This is a genomic window from Pseudomonas sp. TE3552 (assembly GCF_056278945.1).
The window spans coordinates 4,968,320-4,986,296 of record NZ_JBWBQJ010000001.1; the positions used below are offsets into that span (position 1 = coordinate 4,968,320).

The 17,977-nt window shown below is 57.6% G+C and carries 22 protein-coding genes and 1 tRNA gene; 8 read left to right on the plus strand and 15 right to left on the minus strand.

Features of this window, described 5'->3' with window-relative positions:
* Positions 1–16: 16 nt before the first annotated feature.
* The 7 genes from ACZ9BB_RS22415 to ACZ9BB_RS22445 all read left to right on the plus strand — a co-directional run bounded on the left by ACZ9BB_RS22415 (position 17) and on the right by ACZ9BB_RS22445 (position 5,542).
* Positions 17–790 (plus strand): ABC transporter ATP-binding protein, encoded by a 774-nt coding sequence (locus ACZ9BB_RS22415; protein WP_007897462.1) that lies wholly within the window; start codon positions 17–19, stop codon positions 788–790.
* 13 nt (positions 791–803) lie between these two features.
* Positions 804–1,550, plus strand: coding sequence for an ABC transporter substrate-binding protein (locus ACZ9BB_RS22420; RefSeq protein WP_476216300.1), 747 nt, complete (start codon positions 804–806; stop codon positions 1,548–1,550).
* A gap of 78 nt (positions 1,551–1,628) precedes the next feature.
* A complete protein-coding gene (locus ACZ9BB_RS22425; protein WP_476216301.1) occupies positions 1,629–2,324 on the plus strand; it encodes an ABC transporter permease in 696 nt (231 codons plus the stop codon).
* Positions 2,321–3,010 (plus strand): ABC transporter permease, encoded by a 690-nt coding sequence (locus ACZ9BB_RS22430; RefSeq protein ID WP_476216303.1) that lies wholly within the window; start codon positions 2,321–2,323, stop codon positions 3,008–3,010. Before ACZ9BB_RS22425 ends, ACZ9BB_RS22430 begins: the two co-directional genes overlap by 4 nt.
* Entirely contained in the window at positions 2,991–4,220 is a 1,230-nt protein-coding gene (locus ACZ9BB_RS22435) for a methyltransferase (RefSeq protein WP_476216305.1), read from the plus strand. Before ACZ9BB_RS22430 ends, ACZ9BB_RS22435 begins: the two co-directional genes overlap by 20 nt.
* A 344-nt stretch (positions 4,221–4,564) precedes the next feature.
* Entirely contained in the window at positions 4,565–5,389 is an 825-nt protein-coding gene (locus tag ACZ9BB_RS22440; protein ID WP_476216307.1) for an FkbM family methyltransferase, read from the plus strand.
* 77 nt (positions 5,390–5,466) lie between these two features.
* Positions 5,467–5,542, plus strand: a tRNA-Thr gene (locus ACZ9BB_RS22445).
* 288 nt (positions 5,543–5,830) lie between these two features.
* Here the strand turns inward: ACZ9BB_RS22445 and ACZ9BB_RS22450 are convergent.
* The 5 genes from ACZ9BB_RS22450 to ACZ9BB_RS22470 all read right to left on the minus strand — a co-directional run bounded on the left by ACZ9BB_RS22450 (position 5,831) and on the right by ACZ9BB_RS22470 (position 8,471).
* Positions 5,831–6,187 carry a hypothetical protein gene (locus ACZ9BB_RS22450; RefSeq protein ID WP_476216309.1) on the minus strand — a complete coding sequence of 119 codons (357 nt, stop codon included), beginning with the start codon at positions 6,185–6,187 and terminating at the stop codon, positions 5,831–5,833.
* Positions 6,153–6,551 (minus strand): carboxymuconolactone decarboxylase family protein, encoded by a 399-nt coding sequence (locus tag ACZ9BB_RS22455; protein ID WP_007939479.1) that lies wholly within the window; start codon positions 6,549–6,551, stop codon positions 6,153–6,155. The genes ACZ9BB_RS22450 and ACZ9BB_RS22455 overlap by 35 nt, the downstream gene beginning before the upstream one ends.
* Positions 6,552–6,843: 292 nt before the next feature.
* Positions 6,844–7,554 (minus strand): SDR family NAD(P)-dependent oxidoreductase, encoded by a 711-nt coding sequence (locus tag ACZ9BB_RS22460; protein ID WP_476216311.1) that lies wholly within the window; start codon positions 7,552–7,554, stop codon positions 6,844–6,846.
* Between the two features lie 42 nt (positions 7,555–7,596).
* Entirely contained in the window at positions 7,597–8,253 is a 657-nt protein-coding gene (locus ACZ9BB_RS22465; RefSeq protein ID WP_476216313.1) for a DsbA family oxidoreductase, read from the minus strand.
* Positions 8,250–8,471 (minus strand): tautomerase family protein, encoded by a 222-nt coding sequence (locus ACZ9BB_RS22470; RefSeq protein ID WP_007897514.1) that lies wholly within the window; start codon positions 8,469–8,471, stop codon positions 8,250–8,252. Before ACZ9BB_RS22470 ends, ACZ9BB_RS22465 begins: the two co-directional genes overlap by 4 nt.
* Before the next feature lie 639 nt (positions 8,472–9,110).
* Between ACZ9BB_RS22470 and ACZ9BB_RS22475 the strand changes: the two genes are divergently transcribed.
* Positions 9,111–10,037, plus strand: coding sequence for a LysR family transcriptional regulator (locus ACZ9BB_RS22475; RefSeq protein WP_476216315.1), 927 nt, complete (start codon positions 9,111–9,113; stop codon positions 10,035–10,037).
* Here ACZ9BB_RS22475 and ACZ9BB_RS22480 read toward each other — a convergent pair.
* From ACZ9BB_RS22480 to aguB, 10 genes are all read right to left on the minus strand, one after another.
* Complete coding sequence (locus ACZ9BB_RS22480) at positions 9,954–10,271, minus strand: AzlD domain-containing protein (RefSeq protein ID WP_007939492.1); 318 nt, start codon at positions 10,269–10,271, stop codon at positions 9,954–9,956. The two genes, ACZ9BB_RS22475 and ACZ9BB_RS22480, sit on opposite strands and share 84 nt — an antisense overlap.
* Entirely contained in the window at positions 10,250–10,966 is a 717-nt protein-coding gene (locus tag ACZ9BB_RS22485) for an AzlC family ABC transporter permease (protein WP_476216317.1), read from the minus strand. Before ACZ9BB_RS22485 ends, ACZ9BB_RS22480 begins: the two co-directional genes overlap by 22 nt.
* On the minus strand, positions 10,963–11,376 hold the full coding sequence (locus ACZ9BB_RS22490) for a GNAT family N-acetyltransferase (RefSeq protein ID WP_476218388.1): 414 nt from the start codon (positions 11,374–11,376) through the stop codon (positions 10,963–10,965). Before ACZ9BB_RS22490 ends, ACZ9BB_RS22485 begins: the two co-directional genes overlap by 4 nt.
* Before the next feature lie 43 nt (positions 11,377–11,419).
* On the minus strand, positions 11,420–12,166 hold the full coding sequence (locus ACZ9BB_RS22495; RefSeq protein ID WP_476216319.1) for a 2OG-Fe dioxygenase family protein: 747 nt from the start codon (positions 12,164–12,166) through the stop codon (positions 11,420–11,422).
* A gap of 417 nt (positions 12,167–12,583) precedes the next feature.
* Positions 12,584–13,870 carry an OprD family porin gene (locus tag ACZ9BB_RS22500; RefSeq protein WP_476216321.1) on the minus strand — a complete coding sequence of 429 codons (1,287 nt, stop codon included), beginning with the start codon at positions 13,868–13,870 and terminating at the stop codon, positions 12,584–12,586.
* 236 nt (positions 13,871–14,106) lie between these two features.
* Positions 14,107–14,502 carry a nuclear transport factor 2 family protein gene (locus ACZ9BB_RS22505; protein WP_476216322.1) on the minus strand — a complete coding sequence of 132 codons (396 nt, stop codon included), beginning with the start codon at positions 14,500–14,502 and terminating at the stop codon, positions 14,107–14,109.
* A gap of 17 nt (positions 14,503–14,519) precedes the next feature.
* Positions 14,520–15,191, minus strand: a complete 672-nt coding sequence (locus ACZ9BB_RS22510; RefSeq protein WP_476216323.1) for a DsbA family protein — start codon at positions 15,189–15,191, stop codon at positions 14,520–14,522.
* Between the two features lie 226 nt (positions 15,192–15,417).
* Positions 15,418–15,630, minus strand: a complete 213-nt coding sequence (locus tag ACZ9BB_RS22515; protein ID WP_476216324.1) for a hypothetical protein — start codon at positions 15,628–15,630, stop codon at positions 15,418–15,420.
* 242 nt (positions 15,631–15,872) lie between these two features.
* Positions 15,873–16,985: an agmatine deiminase gene (gene aguA / locus ACZ9BB_RS22520; RefSeq protein ID WP_476216326.1), complete on the minus strand. Its 1,113-nt coding sequence runs from the start codon at positions 16,983–16,985 to the stop codon at positions 15,873–15,875.
* A gap of 5 nt (positions 16,986–16,990) precedes the next feature.
* A complete protein-coding gene (gene aguB, locus ACZ9BB_RS22525; protein WP_476216328.1) occupies positions 16,991–17,869 on the minus strand; it encodes an N-carbamoylputrescine amidase in 879 nt (292 codons plus the stop codon).
* Between the last annotated feature and the right edge of the window lie 108 nt (positions 17,870–17,977).

Genomic DNA, 17,977 nt, shown 5'->3' on the forward strand with positions numbered 1-17,977 from the left:
ACTATGAGGAACGCACATGGCTGAGGCCACGCCCGCGCTTGAAATCCGCAACTTGCACAAACGCTACGGACAGCTTGAGGTGCTCAAAGGCATCTCGCTGACCGCCCGCGACGGCGATGTGATCTCGATCCTGGGTTCCTCCGGTTCCGGCAAGTCCACGTTCCTGCGTTGCATCAACCTGTTGGAAAACCCGCATCAGGGCCAGATCCTGGTAGCCGGCGAAGAACTCAAGCTCAAAGCCGCCAAGAACGGCGAACTGGTCGCTGCCGACGGCAAGCAGATCAATCGCCTGCGCAGCGAGATCGGTTTTGTATTTCAAAACTTTAATCTCTGGCCGCACATGAGCGTGCTCGACAACATCATCGAAGCCCCGCGCCGCGTACTCGGCCAGAGCAAGGCCGAAGCCATCGAAGTCGCCGAAGCATTGCTGGCCAAGGTCGGCATCGCTGACAAGCGCCATGCCTACCCGGCGCAACTCTCCGGCGGCCAGCAACAACGCGCGGCCATCGCCCGAACCCTGGCGATGCAGCCCAAGGTGATCCTGTTCGACGAGCCCACCTCCGCCCTTGACCCGGAAATGGTCCAGGAAGTACTTAATGTCATCCGCGCATTGGCCGAAGAAGGCCGCACCATGCTGCTGGTGACCCATGAAATGGGCTTCGCCCGTCAGGTTTCCAGCGAAGTGGTGTTCCTTCACCAGGGCCTGGTAGAAGAACAAGGATCGCCGCAGCAAGTGTTCGAAAACCCGCTTTCGGCGCGCTGCAAACAATTCATGTCCAGCAACCGCTAACGGAGCTACCCGCATGCAGAACTACAAAAAAATCTTCCTGGCCGCTGCCGTCACCCTGGCCTTCAGCGCCGGTGCCGCCGCCGAGACCTTGAAGATGGGCATCGAAGCGGCCTACCCGCCGTTCAACAATAAAGATGCCAGTGGCAATGTCGTCGGCTTCGACAAAGATATTGGCGATGCGCTGTGCGCCAAGATGAAAGTCGAGTGCACCGTGGTCACCTCCGACTGGGACGGCATCATCCCGGCCCTGAACGCCAAGAAGTTCGACTTCCTGATCTCCTCGATGTCGATCACCGACGAGCGTAAGCAAGCGGTGGATTTCACCGCGCCGTACTACTCCAACAAGCTGCAATTCATCGCCAAGAAAGACGTCGACTTCAAAACCGACAAGGCTTCCCTGCAAGGCAAGGTGATCGGCGCCCAACGCGCGACCCTGGCCGGAACCTGGCTTGAAGACAACATGCAAGGCGTTGAAATCAAACTCTACGACACCCAGGAAAACGCCTACCTGGACCTGACTTCAGGTCGCCTGGACGGCATTCTGGCGGACAAATACGTCAACTATGAATGGCTGAAAAGCGACGCCGGCCGTGCTTACGAATTCAAGGGCGACCCGGTGGAAGAAAGCGACAAGATCGGTATCGCTGTGCGCAAGAACGACCCGATCCGCGAGAAGCTGAATGCCGCGCTGAAAGAAATTGTCGCTGACGGCACCTACAAAAAGATCAACGACAAGTACTTCCCGTTCAGCATCTATTGATTCTGACCTGCCTGGCCGGCGCCGCTTTCTGACGGCGCCAGTCCTTGGTATTGCCTGCCGCGATTTGAAAAGAAATCCATGATTATCGACCTCTACGGATTCGGCCCGGCGCTCGCCGCTGGCGCGCTGATGACTGTGAAACTGGCACTCTCGGCCTTGTGCCTGGGGCTGGTGCTCGGTCTGCTCGGCGCCTTGGCCAAGACTTCCCCGTACAAGCCGCTGCAATGGCTTGGCGGCTCCTATTCAACGCTGGTTCGCGGCATCCCGGAATTGCTCTGGGTGCTGTTGATCTACTTCGGCACGGTCAACCTGATGCGTGCCCTGGGCGAGCTTTTCGGCAACCCCGACCTCGAACTCAATGCCTTCGCCGCCGGCGTGATTGCGCTGGGGCTGTGCTTCGGCGCCTACGCCACGGAAGTGTTTCGTGGTGCGATTCTGGCGATCCCCAAAGGTCATCGTGAAGCCGGCGTGGCCTTGGGCCTGTCGAAGTTTCGCATTTTCACCAAACTGATCATGCCGCAGATGTGGCGCATCGCGCTGCCGGGCCTGGGCAACCTGTTCATGATCCTGATGAAAGACACTGCGCTGGTATCCGTCATCGGCCTGGAAGAAATCATGCGTCATGCGCAAATCGGCGTGACCGTGTCCAAGCAACCGTTCACCTTCTATATGGTGGCCGCCTTCATGTACCTGGGCCTGACCGTTCTGGCCATGACCGGCATGCACTTTATGGAACGACGCGCCGCTCGCGGCTTCGCCGGGAGTACCCAATGAACTGGGAAGTCATCATCAAGTGGCTGCCGAAACTGGCTCAGGGCGCGACGCTGACCCTGGAGCTGGTGGCCATCGCCGTGATCGCCGGGCTGCTGCTGGCGATTCCGCTGGGCATCGCTCGCTCGTCGCGACTCTGGTACGTGCGGGCATTCCCCTACGGCTACATCTTCTTTTTCCGTGGCACGCCGTTGCTGGTTCAGCTGTTCCTGGTCTACTACGGCCTGGCACAGTTCGACGCCATACGTAACAGCTCAATGTGGCCGTACTTGCGCGATCCGTTCTGGTGCGCCACCGCGACCATGACCCTGCACACCGCGGCCTACATCGCCGAGATCCTGCGCGGCGCGATCCAGGCGATTCCTCCGGGCGAGATCGAAGCGGCGCGGGCGCTGGGCATGTCCCGGGCCAAAGCGCTGTTCTACATCATGCTGCCGCGTGCGGCGCGCATCGGCCTGCCGGCCTACAGCAACGAAGTGATCCTGATGCTCAAGGCCAGCGCCCTGGCCAGCACCGTGACCTTGCTGGAACTGACCGGCATGGCCCGCACCATCATTGCCCGCACCTACCTGCCGGTGGAGATTTTCTTCGCCGCGGGCATGTTCTATCTGCTCATGGCTTACGTACTGGTTCGCGGCTTCAAGTTGCTGGAGCGCCGGTTGCGCGTCGATGCCTGCCAAGGGCGTTGATTCCTGCGTGCTGACGGGCGAGGCCCTGCTCGCCCGTTTCACTGCGCTGGATGCTTTTCTGATCGATCATCAGGCGCTGTGGAAACCTCGGCCGTTTACCCATCTGCAACTGCCCTGGGAAGCGTCCTACCCAGAGTTGGCGTTGTGGCTGCGCGGGCGGTCGCTGGAAGATGCGGAAAACAGTCATAACCAGCCTTGTTTGCTGGATGCGCCGGAGCCATTTGCTTCATTGGCGGCGATGTCTGCTGAACTGAGTACGGTGGGTGAGTTGCCGGCTCGTGCGCTTGAAGCGGCGGGCCATCGGTTGAACGTGGATGTTCCGGGGCGCAAATGGCAGCAGATTGAAGCGTTCGCCGGTCGCCTGCAGTTTGCTCATGCACCGACGCATTGGCTGGATTGGTGTTCGGGCAAAGGGCACTTGGGGCGACGCCTGCTGCAAACCGGTCAACAACTGACCTGCCTGGAATACGACCCGGCGCTGGTCGCCAGCGGCCAGGCACTCAGCCAGCGTCATCAATTGCATGCGTTGCATGTCGAGCAGGATGTACTCGCTGCAAGTGCTGCTTCTATGCTGAACGCCGGCCATACCCCCGTAGCGCTGCACGCCTGCGGGGATCTGCATGTGCAACTGATCCGGCTCGCCAGCGCCGCCGGTTGCAAACAACTGGCCATCGCACCGTGCTGCTACAACCGGATCAGCTTGAACACTTATCAGCCGCTTTCCTCTGCAGCTGAGCGCTCCGTCCTACGCCTCTCCCTCGATGATCTTGCGCTGCCGATGAGCGAAACCGTCACCGCCGGCGCTCGCGTCCGACGCCAGCGCGACACTTCCATGGCCCGACGCCTGGTGTTCGATTTGCTGCAACGACAACTGCGCGGCGTCGACGAATACCTGCCGAGCCCTTCCCTGCCCAGCGCCTGGCTGGACAAACCCTTCGCCGATTACTGCCGTGATCTCGCCGCACTCAAAGACTTATCCACAGTCGCCGAGCAAGATTGGGTAGCGCTGGAAGCCGCCGGGTGGCAACGACTAGCCGAAGTGCGCAACCTGGAGCTGCTGCGAGGCCTTTTCCGACGGCCACTGGAGCTATGGTTGATACTCGATCGGGCTCTTTTCCTCATCGAACAGGGTTATGCCGTTCGCCTCGGCACCTTCTGTGAAACTCCACTCACCCCGCGTAATTTCCTGCTTCTGGCAGAACGCCCTTAAACGGCCACATCCTGTGGATAACTCTGTTGATGAAATTATCGTGGATCCAATATCCACGCTGTTTTATGGGATAAAACACTGCTGGTCATTTTTTGTTCACATAAATAAAAAACCCGTAAAACAGGCATTTGCAGGCAAATGAGAACGGGTCCACAAAAACGCAATGAACAGGCCAGTTGCGCTAACCCGTTGTGCATAAGCATTCAACCAAAACGACATAAACGCCTAATACCGGACACCCATAGCGGAAAATGGCGCCTTGCAATACCTCTTGCTATACAGGCATACAAGGGCGCCGACAGCGCGGCCATGAACAAGAAAAATCTGACCGACAGGATGCGACCGTGACGTTCATTTCTTACGCACAGAATTTCGAAGACATCCGCCTTTGGCGCGCTCTCAAATACGTCGAAAACGGCTTTTACATCGACATCGGGGCCAACGACCCCACCCAGGACTCCGTCACCAAAGCCTTTTACGACCGCGGCTGGACCGGCATCAACGTCGAACCCATGCCCAATTACTACGACGCCCTGTGCCAGCAACGTCCCAACGACATCAACCTGCAATGCGTGGCCGGCGAAAGCGCCGACGACCTGACCTTCTACGGCATCGCCGGCACTGGCCTGTCGACCCTCGACCCAGCCCTGGCCCAGCAACACAAAGACGCCGGCATGGACGTGCGCAGCCAAACCGTCAAATCCCGCACTCTGGCCTCCATCTGCGAACAACACGCCGGGAACCGCCCGATCCACTTCCTGAAAATCGATGTTGAAGGCCACGAGGAAACCGTCCTGCGCGGCATGGACTTCGCCCGATGGCGTCCATGGATCATCCTCATCGAAACCCCATGGGAGCGCGACCAGACCTGGGAAACCCTCGTCACCGGCGCCGGCTACCAGCCCATCCTGTTCGACGGCATCAACACCTACTACCTCGCCGAAGAACACCTGGCCCTCAAACCCGCCTTCGACATCCCGCCGTGCAACCTGGACGACTTCCAGTTCTGCCGCGGCCACAAATTCAGCCACCCCGTCACCGACGCCGAAAACCACCTCACCGCCGCCCTGCAACGCGCCGAATCCGCCGAAGCCCAACTGCGCGCCCTGCAAAACAGCCGAACCTGGCGCGCCCTCCAGAAACTCAAGAACGTACTGCTTCGCGCCTGACCAAACGCCTGCGCAAAAATAGTCTGAATTCAGGGGTTTACAGAACCAACCCAATCGCTATAATCGTCGCCCAACACGCCGGTATAGCTCAGTTGGTAGAGCAACTGACTTGTAATCAGTAGGTCCCGGGTTCGACTCCTGGTGCCGGCACCATACAAAACAAAGCCCTCGCAGCAATGCGAGGGCTTTGTTGTTTCTGGGGTTGGAGAATCTGCTTCCACCCGACCTTGATAGTCCCACCAAATTCGCCTGCGCGCCTGCCGTTACACATTCGCTTCAGCATGACGTTGACGAGCGACTGCACCCACCTGAAATGCACACCAATACACCCGCCAGCCCAGGTTGACGCTGTCAGCATGCTCAAATCGTGCGGGTCTTTTGCTCGAACCAGGGATACGAGGATTTCCATCTGGGAAAATAAAGTTGTCCCTTTTCCACTTCTCAGAGGTTGTTGTTCCCGGATGCCTCTCCTGCGGGGGGGCCTTTGCCGAGCAAGGGGGCGGTTTCCACTTCCAGCATCAGCAGCACCATTTCCGTCAACTCGGCGTCGGACTTCTGTCCGGCATAGAGGTCATGGAGTGCTTTGGCGAAGGGGATGCGCAGGTCTTGGTTTTCTTCGCGGGCGGTATCGCTGTACTGCATTAGTTCGCTGATGGCTCGCAGCACAGCCGCTTGCCACCGAGCGGTGGTCCTGGGACCATCGCTGGTGATTGCAATCAACTTATCCTTCGTCAGCTGGCGAAGTGCAGGTTCGCGCAACGGCTTAAGCGGCTTTGGGTTGCGAGTGATCTTTGACATACCGGACGATACTCAGCGTTTCCTGCCGGAACTGCTCGTAGTCGATCTGCTGGGCGTTAATAAAGGTGCTGCCCATCATGGTCAGCGAGCCCATAAAGCTGGCTTCGGAAATTTCCTCGTCGCTCGCGCCAAACAAGCGCGCAGCTTCGGTATGGAACAGGGCGCAATACTTGCAACGGGTCGCCCCGGACACCGCCAGACCTATCAACTCCTTGTACTTATTAGGAATCTTGGTATCCGCCAGCCAGAAATCCCGGGCCACGCCCCAGAATCCGATCGCTCCGCCTTCCGGCATCTGCTTGATCCACTCCGGTACCAGACCTAGGGTCTGCTCAATTTCCTGATAGGTATCACGAATAGCCATTTGACACCTCCTTACCTCTGGAGAGACATCTGCTACAGAGATACAAATAGTTTAGTTCGCTGGCGGCCATGCCGGAGCCGGCAGCAGCACGACTCCAGCAATGAATTCTTAAACATTGTAGAAACAACAGGATGGATTTAGTTTTTTTGGGCGCAATGACGTACCACTAAGTACCTGAAGTTATAGAACTTGGCGGGCCTGAAGCATCCTTCGCTGCTCCAGCACTGCATCAAAACAAAGCCCTCGCAGCAATGCGAGGGCTTTGTTGTTCCTGGGGGTTGTAAATCAGGTCTCAGTGACCCGCACTCTGCCCGCCATCAACATGCAGAATCTCCCCGGTGACAAAGTTGGCGCTGTCCAGATACACCACAGCCTGAGCAATGTCGCTGATCTCCCCCATGCGCCCAACCGGATGCAAACGTCCCAGCGCTTCATGGGTTTCTTCGCCATGCATCGGCGTCTTGATGATGCCGGGGCTGACCGCATTCACCCGAATCCCACGCTTGGCGTACTCGATGGCCAGGGATTTGGTCGCTGCATTCAAGCCACCTTTGGTCAACGAAGCCAGCACCGACGGCACACCTTCGATGGCGTGGTCCACCAGGCTGGTGGTGATGTTGACGACGTGGCCGCTTCCTTGTTTTTCCATCTCGGCGATGGCGAGTTGGGTGATGTAGAAGAAACCATTCAGGTTCACCGACAGCACCGCGGCGTAGTCTTCGTGGGTGTAGGCAGTAAACGGCTTCGCGACGAAGATCCCGGCGTTATTGACCAGGGTGTCGATACGGCCAAAACGTTCGATCGCTTCACGGATGACGCGCTGGGCGATCGCCGGGTCGCCGATGTCGCCTGCCACGGTGTGAATGTCCGGGTCGGTGGACGGCTGGATTGAACGCGAAGTGGCGACTACCCGGTAATCGAGTTCACGAAACGCCTTGACCATACCTGCGCCGAGACCTTGGGAAGCGCCGGTAATGACGATGACTTTTTTCGAATTGCTCATGATGAACCTCAACGAATAAATGATGGTTTGAAAAGTGATCAATCAGGTTTCGGCGGGTGTTTGCGCCATTTGCCTCAGCATCTGTTCGTAGTACTCGACCGACTGCGAACCGGACACCAGGTGACGCCCGTTAAGCACCATGGCCGGGACCGAATTAATGCCGCGCTCGCGATAAAACGCCTCAAGCTCACGCACTTCCCTGGCAAACGCTCCGGATGCCAGCACCTCACGCGCAGCCGTTGTATCCAGCCCCACTTCCACCGCCAGACGAACCAGCGTCTGGTGATCACTCGGGTTCTGGCCGTCGCTGAAATAGGCGCGCAGCAAGGCTTTCTTGAGTTCGACCTGTCGCCCTTTCTGCAACGCCCACAACAACAGCCGGTGAGCATCGAATGTGTTGTAGAAATGGCTGCGTTTCTCCAGATCGAAGCGCAAGCCAATGGCCTCACCGCGAGCGATCTGCATCGCTTTGCCAGCGGCAACTTCATCGGCGCTGCGCCCGTACTTGCGCATCAAGTGCTCAACCGCGTTCTCGCCTTCCGCCGGCATGTCCGGGTTCAACTCGAAAGGCTTGTAGGTCAGCTGGACCGAGACTTCACCGGCCACGTTCTCGATCGCTTGCTCCAGCGCCGTCGCGCCCAAGGCGCACCACGGACACACCACGTCGGAGACAAAATCGATGGCGACGGACGTAGTCATGACTGCCCCTGCGCCTCAGCCAGTTGTTTTCGGTACTGGGTGGTGGTGATCCCGGCGTAACCCCAGTTATCGGTGTCGACTTCTTCGATCACGATGTGGGTCAGGTCCGGGCGCTTGTTGAGGACGCGTTCCAGGGTTTCAGTGATTTCGGCGATCACCTGAGCTTTCTGCTCTGAGGTAACGCCATCGCGGGTGATGCGTACGCTTACGAAAGGCATGAGGAATCTCCAGTGACCTTCTCATCGGGATGATGGGGAGGCGTTGGAGAGAAATGTATTGGGTTGGGTCAGGGGGATAAAGGTGGGGGCGGGAACATCATTAGTTACGTGGTGTAATGATTATTGCCACCAGAAAATGCGGGCCCACCCGACTCGTCTGGTTCGGGGGAGTCGAGTAGCCAGAAAAGACGCCGACACACGGTCCGATACACACGTTGACACTCGCCTCACAGGGGAAGAAAATTTAATCGAGAGCGCGAAACCGACTGCCTTCAGGTGGCAATAGTCGAAGTAGGAACCCCGTTGATGGCCTGAAAATCAGCGCCCGGGTAAAACCTCTCCTCCCCTGCTTGAGGGAGCACAATATCAAGCACCTATTCGTGAAAGCAGCCTGTTCAGGCTGCTTTTTTTTTGGTTCTTCACGGATTACCGGGAAACACATTCTTGATCCCGATCACCCGCCCCGCGCCAAAAAACCCGATTCTGCGTAAGCCTCAAGCCATCGGACGCGGAATCATTTCGCTACTAAACTCGGGACAAGCATGCTCAGGTGCAGGATCATAGCCAGCACGCGACCGACGCCCACCCAGCGGCCAGGTACACAACAATAGCCAGCCCACTTTAGAGGGCATTACCCAAATGGATAGCAGAACCTTACGCAACCTCATGCGCATTGTGCAGACCGGCTCGTTGTCGGCAGCGGCAGAGCATTCCTGTTTGACCGTGCAGGCATTGGCCGCGCAGTTGAACAAGGTTGAAGAGCAGTTCGGTTTTCGGTTGTTTCGTCGCTCCAACAAGGGGCTGACCCTGACAACGCAGGGCACGGAGCTCACGCCCTACATGGACAAGGTGTTGGTTGCCACGCGGCAGCTGGAAGAGAAAGCCGCCGCGCTCAAGGTACCCGGGCAGCGCACGCTCAGGGTTGCGCTTAACACCACGCTCTCGGCCGACTTCAACCGGCGAATGATCGGACGCCTCATTGAGGTGTTTCCTGATTATCAGCTGGAATTCAGCTACGCCGAGTCGATGGAGAACCTCAGTAAATTGAAGAACGAGGACTTCGACCTGGCTGTGCTGATCGGTCCACAAAAACCGGGATTACCCAGCATCGCCCTGCCCGATGTACAGGTGCAGGTGGTCGGCGCTCATTGTGGTCAGGAAAACGATCCGCTGGTGCTGCTCGGCAATAAATTTCAGGTCCGGCCAGCCGACGATTGTCCGTATTCCCACAGTTTCTTGCGTTTTCTCGACGCCGGCCTTGGCAACTATGAGTCAGGCAAGCGGATGATCTATTCCTGCAGCGAGACGCTGACCCTGTCGTTGATCACGCAAATGGACGGCCTCGGCATGGTTTCCCGCGAGGCGGCCCTGCGTAACGGCTTGACCATTTTCCCGGGTTTCGAGGATTCCCTCGAAGTGCGGCTGGCGGTCAATAACCCCGAGCTGTCGGGCCAGGCGTTGAACGACGTGGTCGCTCTGTCGCTACATGAACGATCCGAGCGCGATGTACGCAGCCGTTCCCACCGCTACGCTGAGAAAGAGGTTTTTGCTGAAATACGCACATAACAACGTCGGAATGGCTGCATAAAATTCCGGGCGATCGAGCTGCACATGCTGATCCTTGATCAACAGCGGCGTGAGGCTGATGGCAGCGACGATCGCCACCGGCAGGTACTCCAGCGCCCGGGCGACCAAGGGTGGCCAATGGTCGGTGTTCACCTGCAACGGCAGCGCGCGCGGCAGGAACGTCACGGCCATCATCAGCGCGACAACCAGGATCAGGAACGTTTGGTCAGGCATACGCCCACCCCGCAGCCCACGAATGTGGCGATGAAGACGTTGAAGGGTGAGCTGCCGATCAGGCTCAGGGCACCCATGCAGGCGACCGCGGCCAGTGCGGCGATCAGTTTGTTGCGGGTGTTGCACAGCGATACCAGCACGTAGAGCATCATCGCGGTCAGCGCATAGTCGAGCTGATACTTGATCAGGTGCGCCGCGTACTGCGCGCAGATCGCACCCAGCAAACCGCCCAGTACCCACGACGTATGGCAATACAGATTGAAACCGATCAGGTAACGCACATTGACCGGCGTGCCCTTGCCGAGTTTGACGCTGTGGAAGGCGAACGATTCATCGGTCAGCCCGCTGGCATAACACCAGCGCTCGAGGCGACTGAGCCCCAGCGCTTGCAGAGCCTTGGCCATATAGACCGACATCAGCATGTGCCGCGCATTGATCAGAAATGTGGTGAGGATGATGGTGGTCAGCGATGCGCCGCTGGAGATCAGCGCCAGAGCGGCGAATTGCGATGCACCGGCATACACGAACAGGCACATCGCGACCGGCAGCCACACGGGCAACCCGGCATTGACGGCCATCAGACCGAACACAAACGACACCGTGAAGTAGCCCGCAATAACCGGGCTGGCTTCAGCAAACGTGCGTGAGGGCTGGGGCTCGACCATCAGCGGCTGGCTGCTGGACGTCTCATTCATAGGTCCCTCTCAAAGGTCGTTTCGCCGCGCGGCTCGCAAAAGCCCTGGGCACTCCAAAAACGTTTGCCGGCAAGGTTAGCATCGTCGACGAACAGGAACATCCGCAGCACACCCACCCGTTTCATGTCTGCCGAGGCCGCTTCCACCAGACGCTGGCCCACGCCTTGGGCGCGATACTGCGGGCTCACCGCCAAGTGATTGATAGTGCCACGGCTGCCGAGCATGCCGCCCAACACCGCGCCGACCACTTCGCCACGGGTATCGATTGCGAGGAACGCGGTGGTGGTTTTCTGCACCAACACACCGCCCAGGCATTTGGCGTCCTGCCATTCACAGAACGACACTTCTTCGAATTGCCGAAAGAAGCGCTCCAGGCGTTGTGCATCCTTGGCCATCGCGCGCTGCAGCATCACCGGTGCAGGGCACTCGGCGATGCACATGGGGTCTAGCTGCTCAGCGAACAATGTCGAAAGCGGTCCCGGGCCGCGAGAAAGAAATCGCCAGAATTTGTCGATAGGCCATTTCATGAGCATGGGTGTTGCGTGCCGGCGTCACGTAATGGCGCATGTCGCGATCGAGGAAGTAGGTGGTGTCGAGGATTTCCAGATAGGTCGTCGCCGCCAATTGTTCCTCTTGGGCCGAATACAAACGGCTCTCCGCTCCGTCCACGTTATTGCGGCCCCAGAAATGCACACCGCTGAACGGATAACCGTCGCAGTGAATACCTTCAGGGGTAATTTCCAGTTGCTTGCCCGGCTTGATCTCGATGCGGATCTGATGGATCTGGCATTGCCAGATTTCGTCGTGCAACTCCGGCGGCAATACGTTTTTGTACACCTCGAAATCCGCATCGATGAGGCTGCGCATCACTGGCGAATTGATGACCTCATTGGAGAAGTCCTGAAAGTGCCGCTCCAGTCCGCCGACATAGCTGTTGTTGGCCTTCGATTGCACGTAGGCGCGGTGTTCCAACTGCGTCAAATCACGGGTGACCGGGTTGTATTCAAAATCGCTGTAGCGACGAAAACGCATGCCTGCATCGGCCTGGCCGTAATAACTGTCCGGCTCCATGTTTTCCCAACTTTTGGTCAATCTGACAAAGTCGGAAAAATGACCGAAGAGATTGAAGTCAGCGCCCTGGACATTGACATATTTGTCGCGTCGTAGCGATTCGCCAACTTCTCTGTTCAAAACGATCATTACTAGGTCTCCACTGCATTTAGCGGCTTAATCTAGTAGGTGCGGGATTTGTGGCCCATGAGAAAGAATTTCAGGCATATCAAGCGCCGCTTGAAACGCAGTATGAAGTTGCTTCAATTCGACTTTTAACGATCAAAAACAGTCGTTTTTCGTTTTTTTCTACAGTCTTGAGGCGAAAAAAACCCCGAACCAGCCCCAATACCTTTCATCTAAGAGAGTCTTGAGTATCAGTGAAAACCTGTGGCGAGGGAGCTTGCTCCCGCTTGGGTGCGTAGCACTCACAAAAATCGGCAATGGTTGTCAGATTTTTGGGGCCGCTACGCAGCCCAACGCGAGCAAGCTCGCTCGCCACAAAGGTAGGACATGACTGAAGAGCCGCACTTAAGTGAACAGCATTGCGAACAACTCAGCCGATCATCAGAAGATGTTGATCGGGTAATCCACAAATACGCGCAGTTCGTTGCCGCTGACATTGTACTCGCTGGACTTCTGCGACACACGCAGGATAGAGCTGCGCACCTTCACGCTCAGGTCTTTGGCCGGGCCACTTTGCACGACGTACTTGAACTGGTTGAAGATCTCGCGCTCGGTGCCGCCTTCGCTGGTGGACGTGGTGATGTTGTCACCGCGCACGTAGGCCACGTTGTAGCTCAGGCCCGGAATGCCGAAGGTGCTGAAGTCCAGACCGTAACCCAACTGCCAGCTGCGTTCGTCTTCAGCGTTGAAGTCGGACCAGTAGGAGTTCGCCAGGTAGATGGTGTTGCCGCCATCGCCGATGCGGTTTTGATCTTTCTGATAGCCGCCATAGGCATAACCCAGATTGCTGTCGCCGGTGCTGCGCTGGTGAGCGAGAGTGAACGAGTGCGGGCCGGTGGCGAAGGTGGCGGCCAGGCTCCAGATCTTGTTGTCGTCGCCGGTGACACCGTTTTCGCGGACGTAGGAATCATCCAGCTTGGTGCGGTAGCCGTTGAAGTCCAGGGTCAGGGACTGATCCTTGTCGATCGGGAACACGTAGTTGGCGTTCACGTATTGCTTCTTCAGCACGTCTTCGACGTCGGATGCGTACAGCGCAGCCTTGAACTGTTCGGTGAACTGGTAGCTGCCGCCCAACACGTTGATCGACTTCAAGCCACCGCTGTCACGGCCTTCAGCGCTTTTGCGCGACTCGGCGGTAAAGCGGCCAGCGTTCAGCTCCAGGCCTTTGATCTCCCTGGAGGTGATCAGGGTGCCGGTGTAGCTTTCCGGCAGCAGGCGCGAGTTGTCGTAGTTAAGCACCGGCAGGGCCGGCATCTGGTCGCCATAGGTCAGCGTGGTGCTGGAGAGACGGAACTTGACTGCTGCGCCACCCTTCGACAGATCGTCAGCCGCGTTGCCGCTATCACCCTGTTTGAAGAAGTCGATACCACCGGCGCCGCTGCGGCCCTTGCCGCCATCCAGACGCAGCGCGTACAGACCGAAGGCATCCACACCGACACCGACGGTGCCCTGAGTGAAGCCAGACGAGAACGTACCGATGGCCGCTTGGCCCCATTCAGCTTTGTCCTGTCGGCCGTCCTTGTAGTCACGATTGATATAGGCATTGCGTAGCAGCACTTTGAGGCTGCTGTCTTCAACAAAACCCTTGGATTCGGCCTGGTCGTTAGCCATGGCCTGTGTGGCGCTCAACATCCCCAGTGCGATCAGGCTGATTCGCTTGTTCAACATGTTATTTTCCTTATTACGGGTTGATACGCGCTGTGCCGTACAACTGAAACGGCGCTATCGCGCTCTTTTTTCACCCGAAAACAAAAAGGCCCGCCCACGAAAATTCGCGGCGGGCCTTTTGTTGTTTTGTGAGTCATGGCTGTTAGCCACAGGCGTTGGGGCGAATCCTATCTGCGCTGTGAATGATGTGTCAATTTCATGAATCGTCTGTAAATAGGCGAAAAACGTCTAAGAAATCACTTGTCAGCGATAGCCAATTGCACAGTGTGGCTGTCGACGAACTGTTCGAAATGAGTGACTTTGCCGTCGGCCAGCGTCCACAAGTGAGCGACCCGGGCATTCATCGCACGGCCTGTGGCTTTGTAGACGCCGCTGTAGTTGCCGTAGGCAAATACCTTGTCGCCCTGTGCGACATAGTTCTCGACTTTGAACTGAAAATTGTCCCATTCAGTGGCCAGGCGCTTGAATACGTTTTCAACGATGGCGTCGAAACCAGTGTAAGTGCCGGCGTACGGGAAACCCGCCGCTTCGGTCCAGCAGGCGTCATCAGCTAGCGCCGCGGCGGTGTTGCGTGCGTTCTCCTGGGAATTGGCGCCTTCGTAAGTGCTTTTGATCAGGCTCAGGTTATCCATGGTGACTCCAGGTGAGTTCAATGGGCGCAGCCGTCGAGGCCACAGGCTTGAAACGCGGATGAAGACTCTTTGGCCACAAGTGATTGGCTCAACCAATGTGCAAAGGCTTGCGGCTTACCGAGCCAGGGGCCGATATCGACCAGGGTGAATTGGCCATCCTGCTCCAATGCGAACGTCGGAAAACCCTGACCGCCGACGTTGGCCAAAAGGGCGCGACTGTCCTTGATATGGCGATCAGTGTCGGCTTCATTAAAGGCCTGTTGGAATGCATCAGGCTCAAGGCCCATTTGTATGGCGAGTTCCAGTAGAACGGCGGCGTCAGCGATGCGGCGCCCCTCTACGTAATGAGCCATTTGCAAACGCCCCAGCAACGCCAGCCCGCGCCCAGCGATCTGCTCGGCAGCCAGCACAGCGGCAATCGGCGGCGTGGAGTCGAACAAGGCCGTTTCATCCCGCAACAAATCTTCGAAATACGCCTCGCCAAACGGCTGGCCGGTGTACTCGGCAATGCGTCGGTCGTGGGGCATGACGTAATTGCGCAGTTGTGCCGAAACCCTCTGGCGATTGGCACCGGTCATCATGCCGCCCCCGTGGGCGATCACCGGCAACACGGCTTGGGCGGCCTGCACCAAGGGTTTGGCGCCATAACACCAGCCGCACAAGGGGTCGTAAATGTAGTGAAGGATCATGGGAAGACTCCGGCAAAAAAGTAGGAAAACTCAATGCCGGTAGATTAATCCCCACACAGTTTCGGAAAAACGCTGGAATGGCTTTCAGTCTGTTTCATGAATCGGTCGAATGCATTCCAGGTGCTTCTAAGCACTGCTGATTGATCTGCAGTGATTGTAAAAACCTTCGCCCATAAAAAAGCGCCGCCTTCCCGGCAGCGCTTTTATCAATCCGTTGTTTTTCTTTTTATCCTTCCATCACATCCCACAATGCTTCCAGTTCCGCCTCGCTGAATAAGCCAGCGGGGTAGCGCTCGATCATCATCCGGCGCGGATCAGGTTCCCTGATCTGACGCGTTCCATTGGACTTCAACCATTGCGCCAAGGCCTGGAGCGATTCGCTGTTAACTGCCAGGGGATGCAGTGCACGCTCTCTCACCACGTTCATTTCGGCGTTCATCTCAGCGCTCTCTCCTGGGTTTGTGAGCGGCTAACTTATCCAAGGTTTATGACAGAACATCGAAGTTCTCTCCCTCCCCGTGTTGCGCCATCGAAGATACAAGAGCTGTGCCAATGTTTTCGAAGTGTCGATAAGTGGATACAAAAAAACCCGCAGTCCTGATGGGCTGCGGGCTTGGTGCCGAACGACGAGGTTAAATCGTTGCTCAATCGATTTTGCAATCAACTCAAGCTGTTACGACCTCACTCACTCCCGTTGTGCGGGGCGGGCTGTTGTTGGGTAAGGCAATGAATGTTACCGCCCCCCAGTAACAGTTCACGGCCCGGAACCATGACGACTTCGTGCTGCGGAAACAAATTCTGCAAAATTTCCTTGGCCGGACCGTCCAGTGGGTCGTCGAAGCTCGGCGCGATGATGCCGCCATTGACGATCAGGAAGTTCACGTAGGAACCGGCCAGACGAACAGTTGGATTGCGCTCCTGAGTGCCGTCCACCGGATCCACACCGGCACACTCTTCTTCGGTCGCATACAGCGGCCCCGGAATCGGCATCTTGTGCACCGTGAATGGGCGTCCCTTGGCATCGGTGCTGCCTTGCAGCACGTTCATTGCCGCCTGGCAGCGCGGATAATTCGGGTTCTGCGGGTCGTCGGTCCAGGCCAGCAGTACTTCGCCCGGACGCACGTAGCAGCAGAAGTTATCCACATGGCCGTCGGTTTCGTCGTTGAACAAACCGTCCGGCAGCCAGATGATTTTATCCACAGCCAGATTAGCGCTCAGCACCGCTTCGATTTGCGCACGGTTCATGTGCGGGTTGCGATTGCGGTTGAGCAGGCATTCTTCGGTGGTGATCAGGGTGCCTTCGCCATCGACATGAATCGAGCCGCCTTCGAGCACGAAACCCTCAGTGCGGTAACGCGGGCTGCGTTCGATTTCGAGGATCTTGCCCGCCACCTGCGAGTCGCGGTTCCACGGCGAATACAAACCACCGTCGAAACCGCCCCAGGCATTGAAATCCCAATCCACACCACGGACTTCGCCGCTGTTATTGATGACAAACGTCGGGCCGGTATCCCGGACCCACGCGTCGTCGCTGGACATCTCCACCACACGAATATTCGGCACATCGAGACGAGCACGAGCGTTTTCGTACTGGCCGGCGGATACCGCCACGGTCACCGGCTCAAAACGGGCGATGGCCTTGGCCACCGCGATGTGCGCGGCTTGCGCCGGTTTGCCACCCAGACGCCAGTTGTCCGGACGCTCGGGCCAGATCATCCAGGCCTGGGTTTGCGGTGCCCACTCGGCTGGCATGTAAAAGCCGTCGGCGCGAGGGGTGCTGTGTAAAGTGGTCATGGCCATCAGGACTCCAGGGAACCGTCGAGGGTTTTGATCGCGCCATACAGGTTCGGGCGACGATCACGGAACGAGCCCCATGCGCTGCGGATGTGCTCCAGCTCATCGAGGTCGAAACGGTGAACCAGAATACCTTCTTCGGTTTCGTTCAACTCTTCGACTTTCTCACCAAATTGGTTGGCAATGAACGACGAGCCGTAGAAGGTGATGTCGTAGCCGTCCTGCTCTTCATTACCGATGCGGTTGCTGGCGATCAGCGGCATCAGGTTCGCGCCGGCATGGCCCTGTTGCACGCGCTGCCAGTGGTCACGGGACGAAATGGTCTTGTCGTGTGGCTCGCTGCCGATGGCGGTCGGGTAGAACAGAATTTCCGCACCTTGCAGCGCCATGCTGCGGGCGCATTCAGGGAACCACTGATCCCAGCAGATGCCCACGCCGATTTTTGCGTAGCGGGTATTCCAGACTTTGAAGCCGGTATCACCCGGGTTGAAGTAGTACTTTTCGTGGTAGCCAGGGCCATCCGGGATGTGGCTTTTACGATAAATCCCGAGGTTGCTGCCGTCGGCATCAATGATCGCGATACTGTTGAAACGCGCGCGGCCCGCCAGTTCGTAGAAGCTGATCGGCAGCACCACTTGCAACTCCTTGGCGACTTTCTGGAAATGCTTGATGGCAACGTTGTCTTCAACGGTCGTGGCCAATTGCAGGTAATCCGGGTTCGGCTTCTGGCAGAAGTATGGGGCCTCGAATAATTCCTGGATCAGGATGATTTGCGCACCTTTGGCCGCGGCTTCACGGACCAGCTTCTCAGCGGTCTCGATGTTGGCTTCAAGATCCCAGGAACAGGCCATCTGGGTAGCGGCGACGGTAACGATACGACTCATGAATCATCTCCTGGGCAAATGCTTGGGTCGAGTGTGGCATCGACCGATGACAGAAATGGGAAGCACCGAACGTGGTTCATCCACACCGTGTGGGCACTGGCGACTTTA

Bases quoted from the DNA above. Each gene is read 5' to 3' on its own strand.
- ACZ9BB_RS22415 (WP_007897462.1), top strand. From the start codon at position 17: ATGGCTGAGGCCACGCCCGCGCTTGAAATCCGCAACTTGCACAAACGC.
- ACZ9BB_RS22420 (WP_476216300.1), top strand. From the start codon at position 804: ATGCAGAACTACAAAAAAATCTTCCTGGCCGCTGCCGTCACCCTGGCC.
- ACZ9BB_RS22425 (WP_476216301.1), top strand. From the start codon at position 1,629: ATGATTATCGACCTCTACGGATTCGGCCCGGCGCTCGCCGCTGGCGCG.
- ACZ9BB_RS22430 (WP_476216303.1), top strand. From the start codon at position 2,321: ATGAACTGGGAAGTCATCATCAAGTGGCTGCCGAAACTGGCTCAGGGC.
- ACZ9BB_RS22435 (WP_476216305.1), top strand. From the start codon at position 2,991: ATGCCTGCCAAGGGCGTTGATTCCTGCGTGCTGACGGGCGAGGCCCTG.
- ACZ9BB_RS22450 (WP_476216309.1), bottom strand. From the start codon at position 6,187: ATGTCAAAGATCACTCGCAACCCAAAGCCGCTTAAGCCGTTGCGCGAA.
- ACZ9BB_RS22455 (WP_007939479.1), bottom strand. From the start codon at position 6,551: ATGGCTATTCGTGATACCTATCAGGAAATTGAGCAGACCCTAGGTCTG.
- ACZ9BB_RS22460 (WP_476216311.1), bottom strand. From the start codon at position 7,554: ATGAGCAATTCGAAAAAAGTCATCGTCATTACCGGCGCTTCCCAAGGT.
- ACZ9BB_RS22465 (WP_476216313.1), bottom strand. From the start codon at position 8,253: ATGACTACGTCCGTCGCCATCGATTTTGTCTCCGACGTGGTGTGTCCG.
- ACZ9BB_RS22470 (WP_007897514.1), bottom strand. From the start codon at position 8,471: ATGCCTTTCGTAAGCGTACGCATCACCCGCGATGGCGTTACCTCAGAG.
- ACZ9BB_RS22475 (WP_476216315.1), top strand. From the start codon at position 9,111: ATGGATAGCAGAACCTTACGCAACCTCATGCGCATTGTGCAGACCGGC.
- ACZ9BB_RS22480 (WP_007939492.1), bottom strand. From the start codon at position 10,271: ATGCCTGACCAAACGTTCCTGATCCTGGTTGTCGCGCTGATGATGGCC.
- ACZ9BB_RS22485 (WP_476216317.1), bottom strand. From the start codon at position 10,966: ATGAATGAGACGTCCAGCAGCCAGCCGCTGATGGTCGAGCCCCAGCCC.
- ACZ9BB_RS22490 (WP_476218388.1), bottom strand. From the start codon at position 11,376: ATGCTGCAGCGCGCGATGGCCAAGGATGCACAACGCCTGGAGCGCTTC.
- ACZ9BB_RS22495 (WP_476216319.1), bottom strand. From the start codon at position 12,166: ATGATCGTTTTGAACAGAGAAGTTGGCGAATCGCTACGACGCGACAAA.
- ACZ9BB_RS22500 (WP_476216321.1), bottom strand. From the start codon at position 13,870: ATGTTGAACAAGCGAATCAGCCTGATCGCACTGGGGATGTTGAGCGCC.
- ACZ9BB_RS22505 (WP_476216322.1), bottom strand. From the start codon at position 14,502: ATGGATAACCTGAGCCTGATCAAAAGCACTTACGAAGGCGCCAATTCC.
- ACZ9BB_RS22510 (WP_476216323.1), bottom strand. From the start codon at position 15,191: ATGATCCTTCACTACATTTACGACCCCTTGTGCGGCTGGTGTTATGGC.
- ACZ9BB_RS22515 (WP_476216324.1), bottom strand. From the start codon at position 15,630: ATGAACGCCGAAATGAACGTGGTGAGAGAGCGTGCACTGCATCCCCTG.
- aguA (WP_476216326.1), bottom strand. From the start codon at position 16,985: ATGACCACTTTACACAGCACCCCTCGCGCCGACGGCTTTTACATGCCA.
- aguB (WP_476216328.1), bottom strand. From the start codon at position 17,869: ATGAGTCGTATCGTTACCGTCGCCGCTACCCAGATGGCCTGTTCCTGG.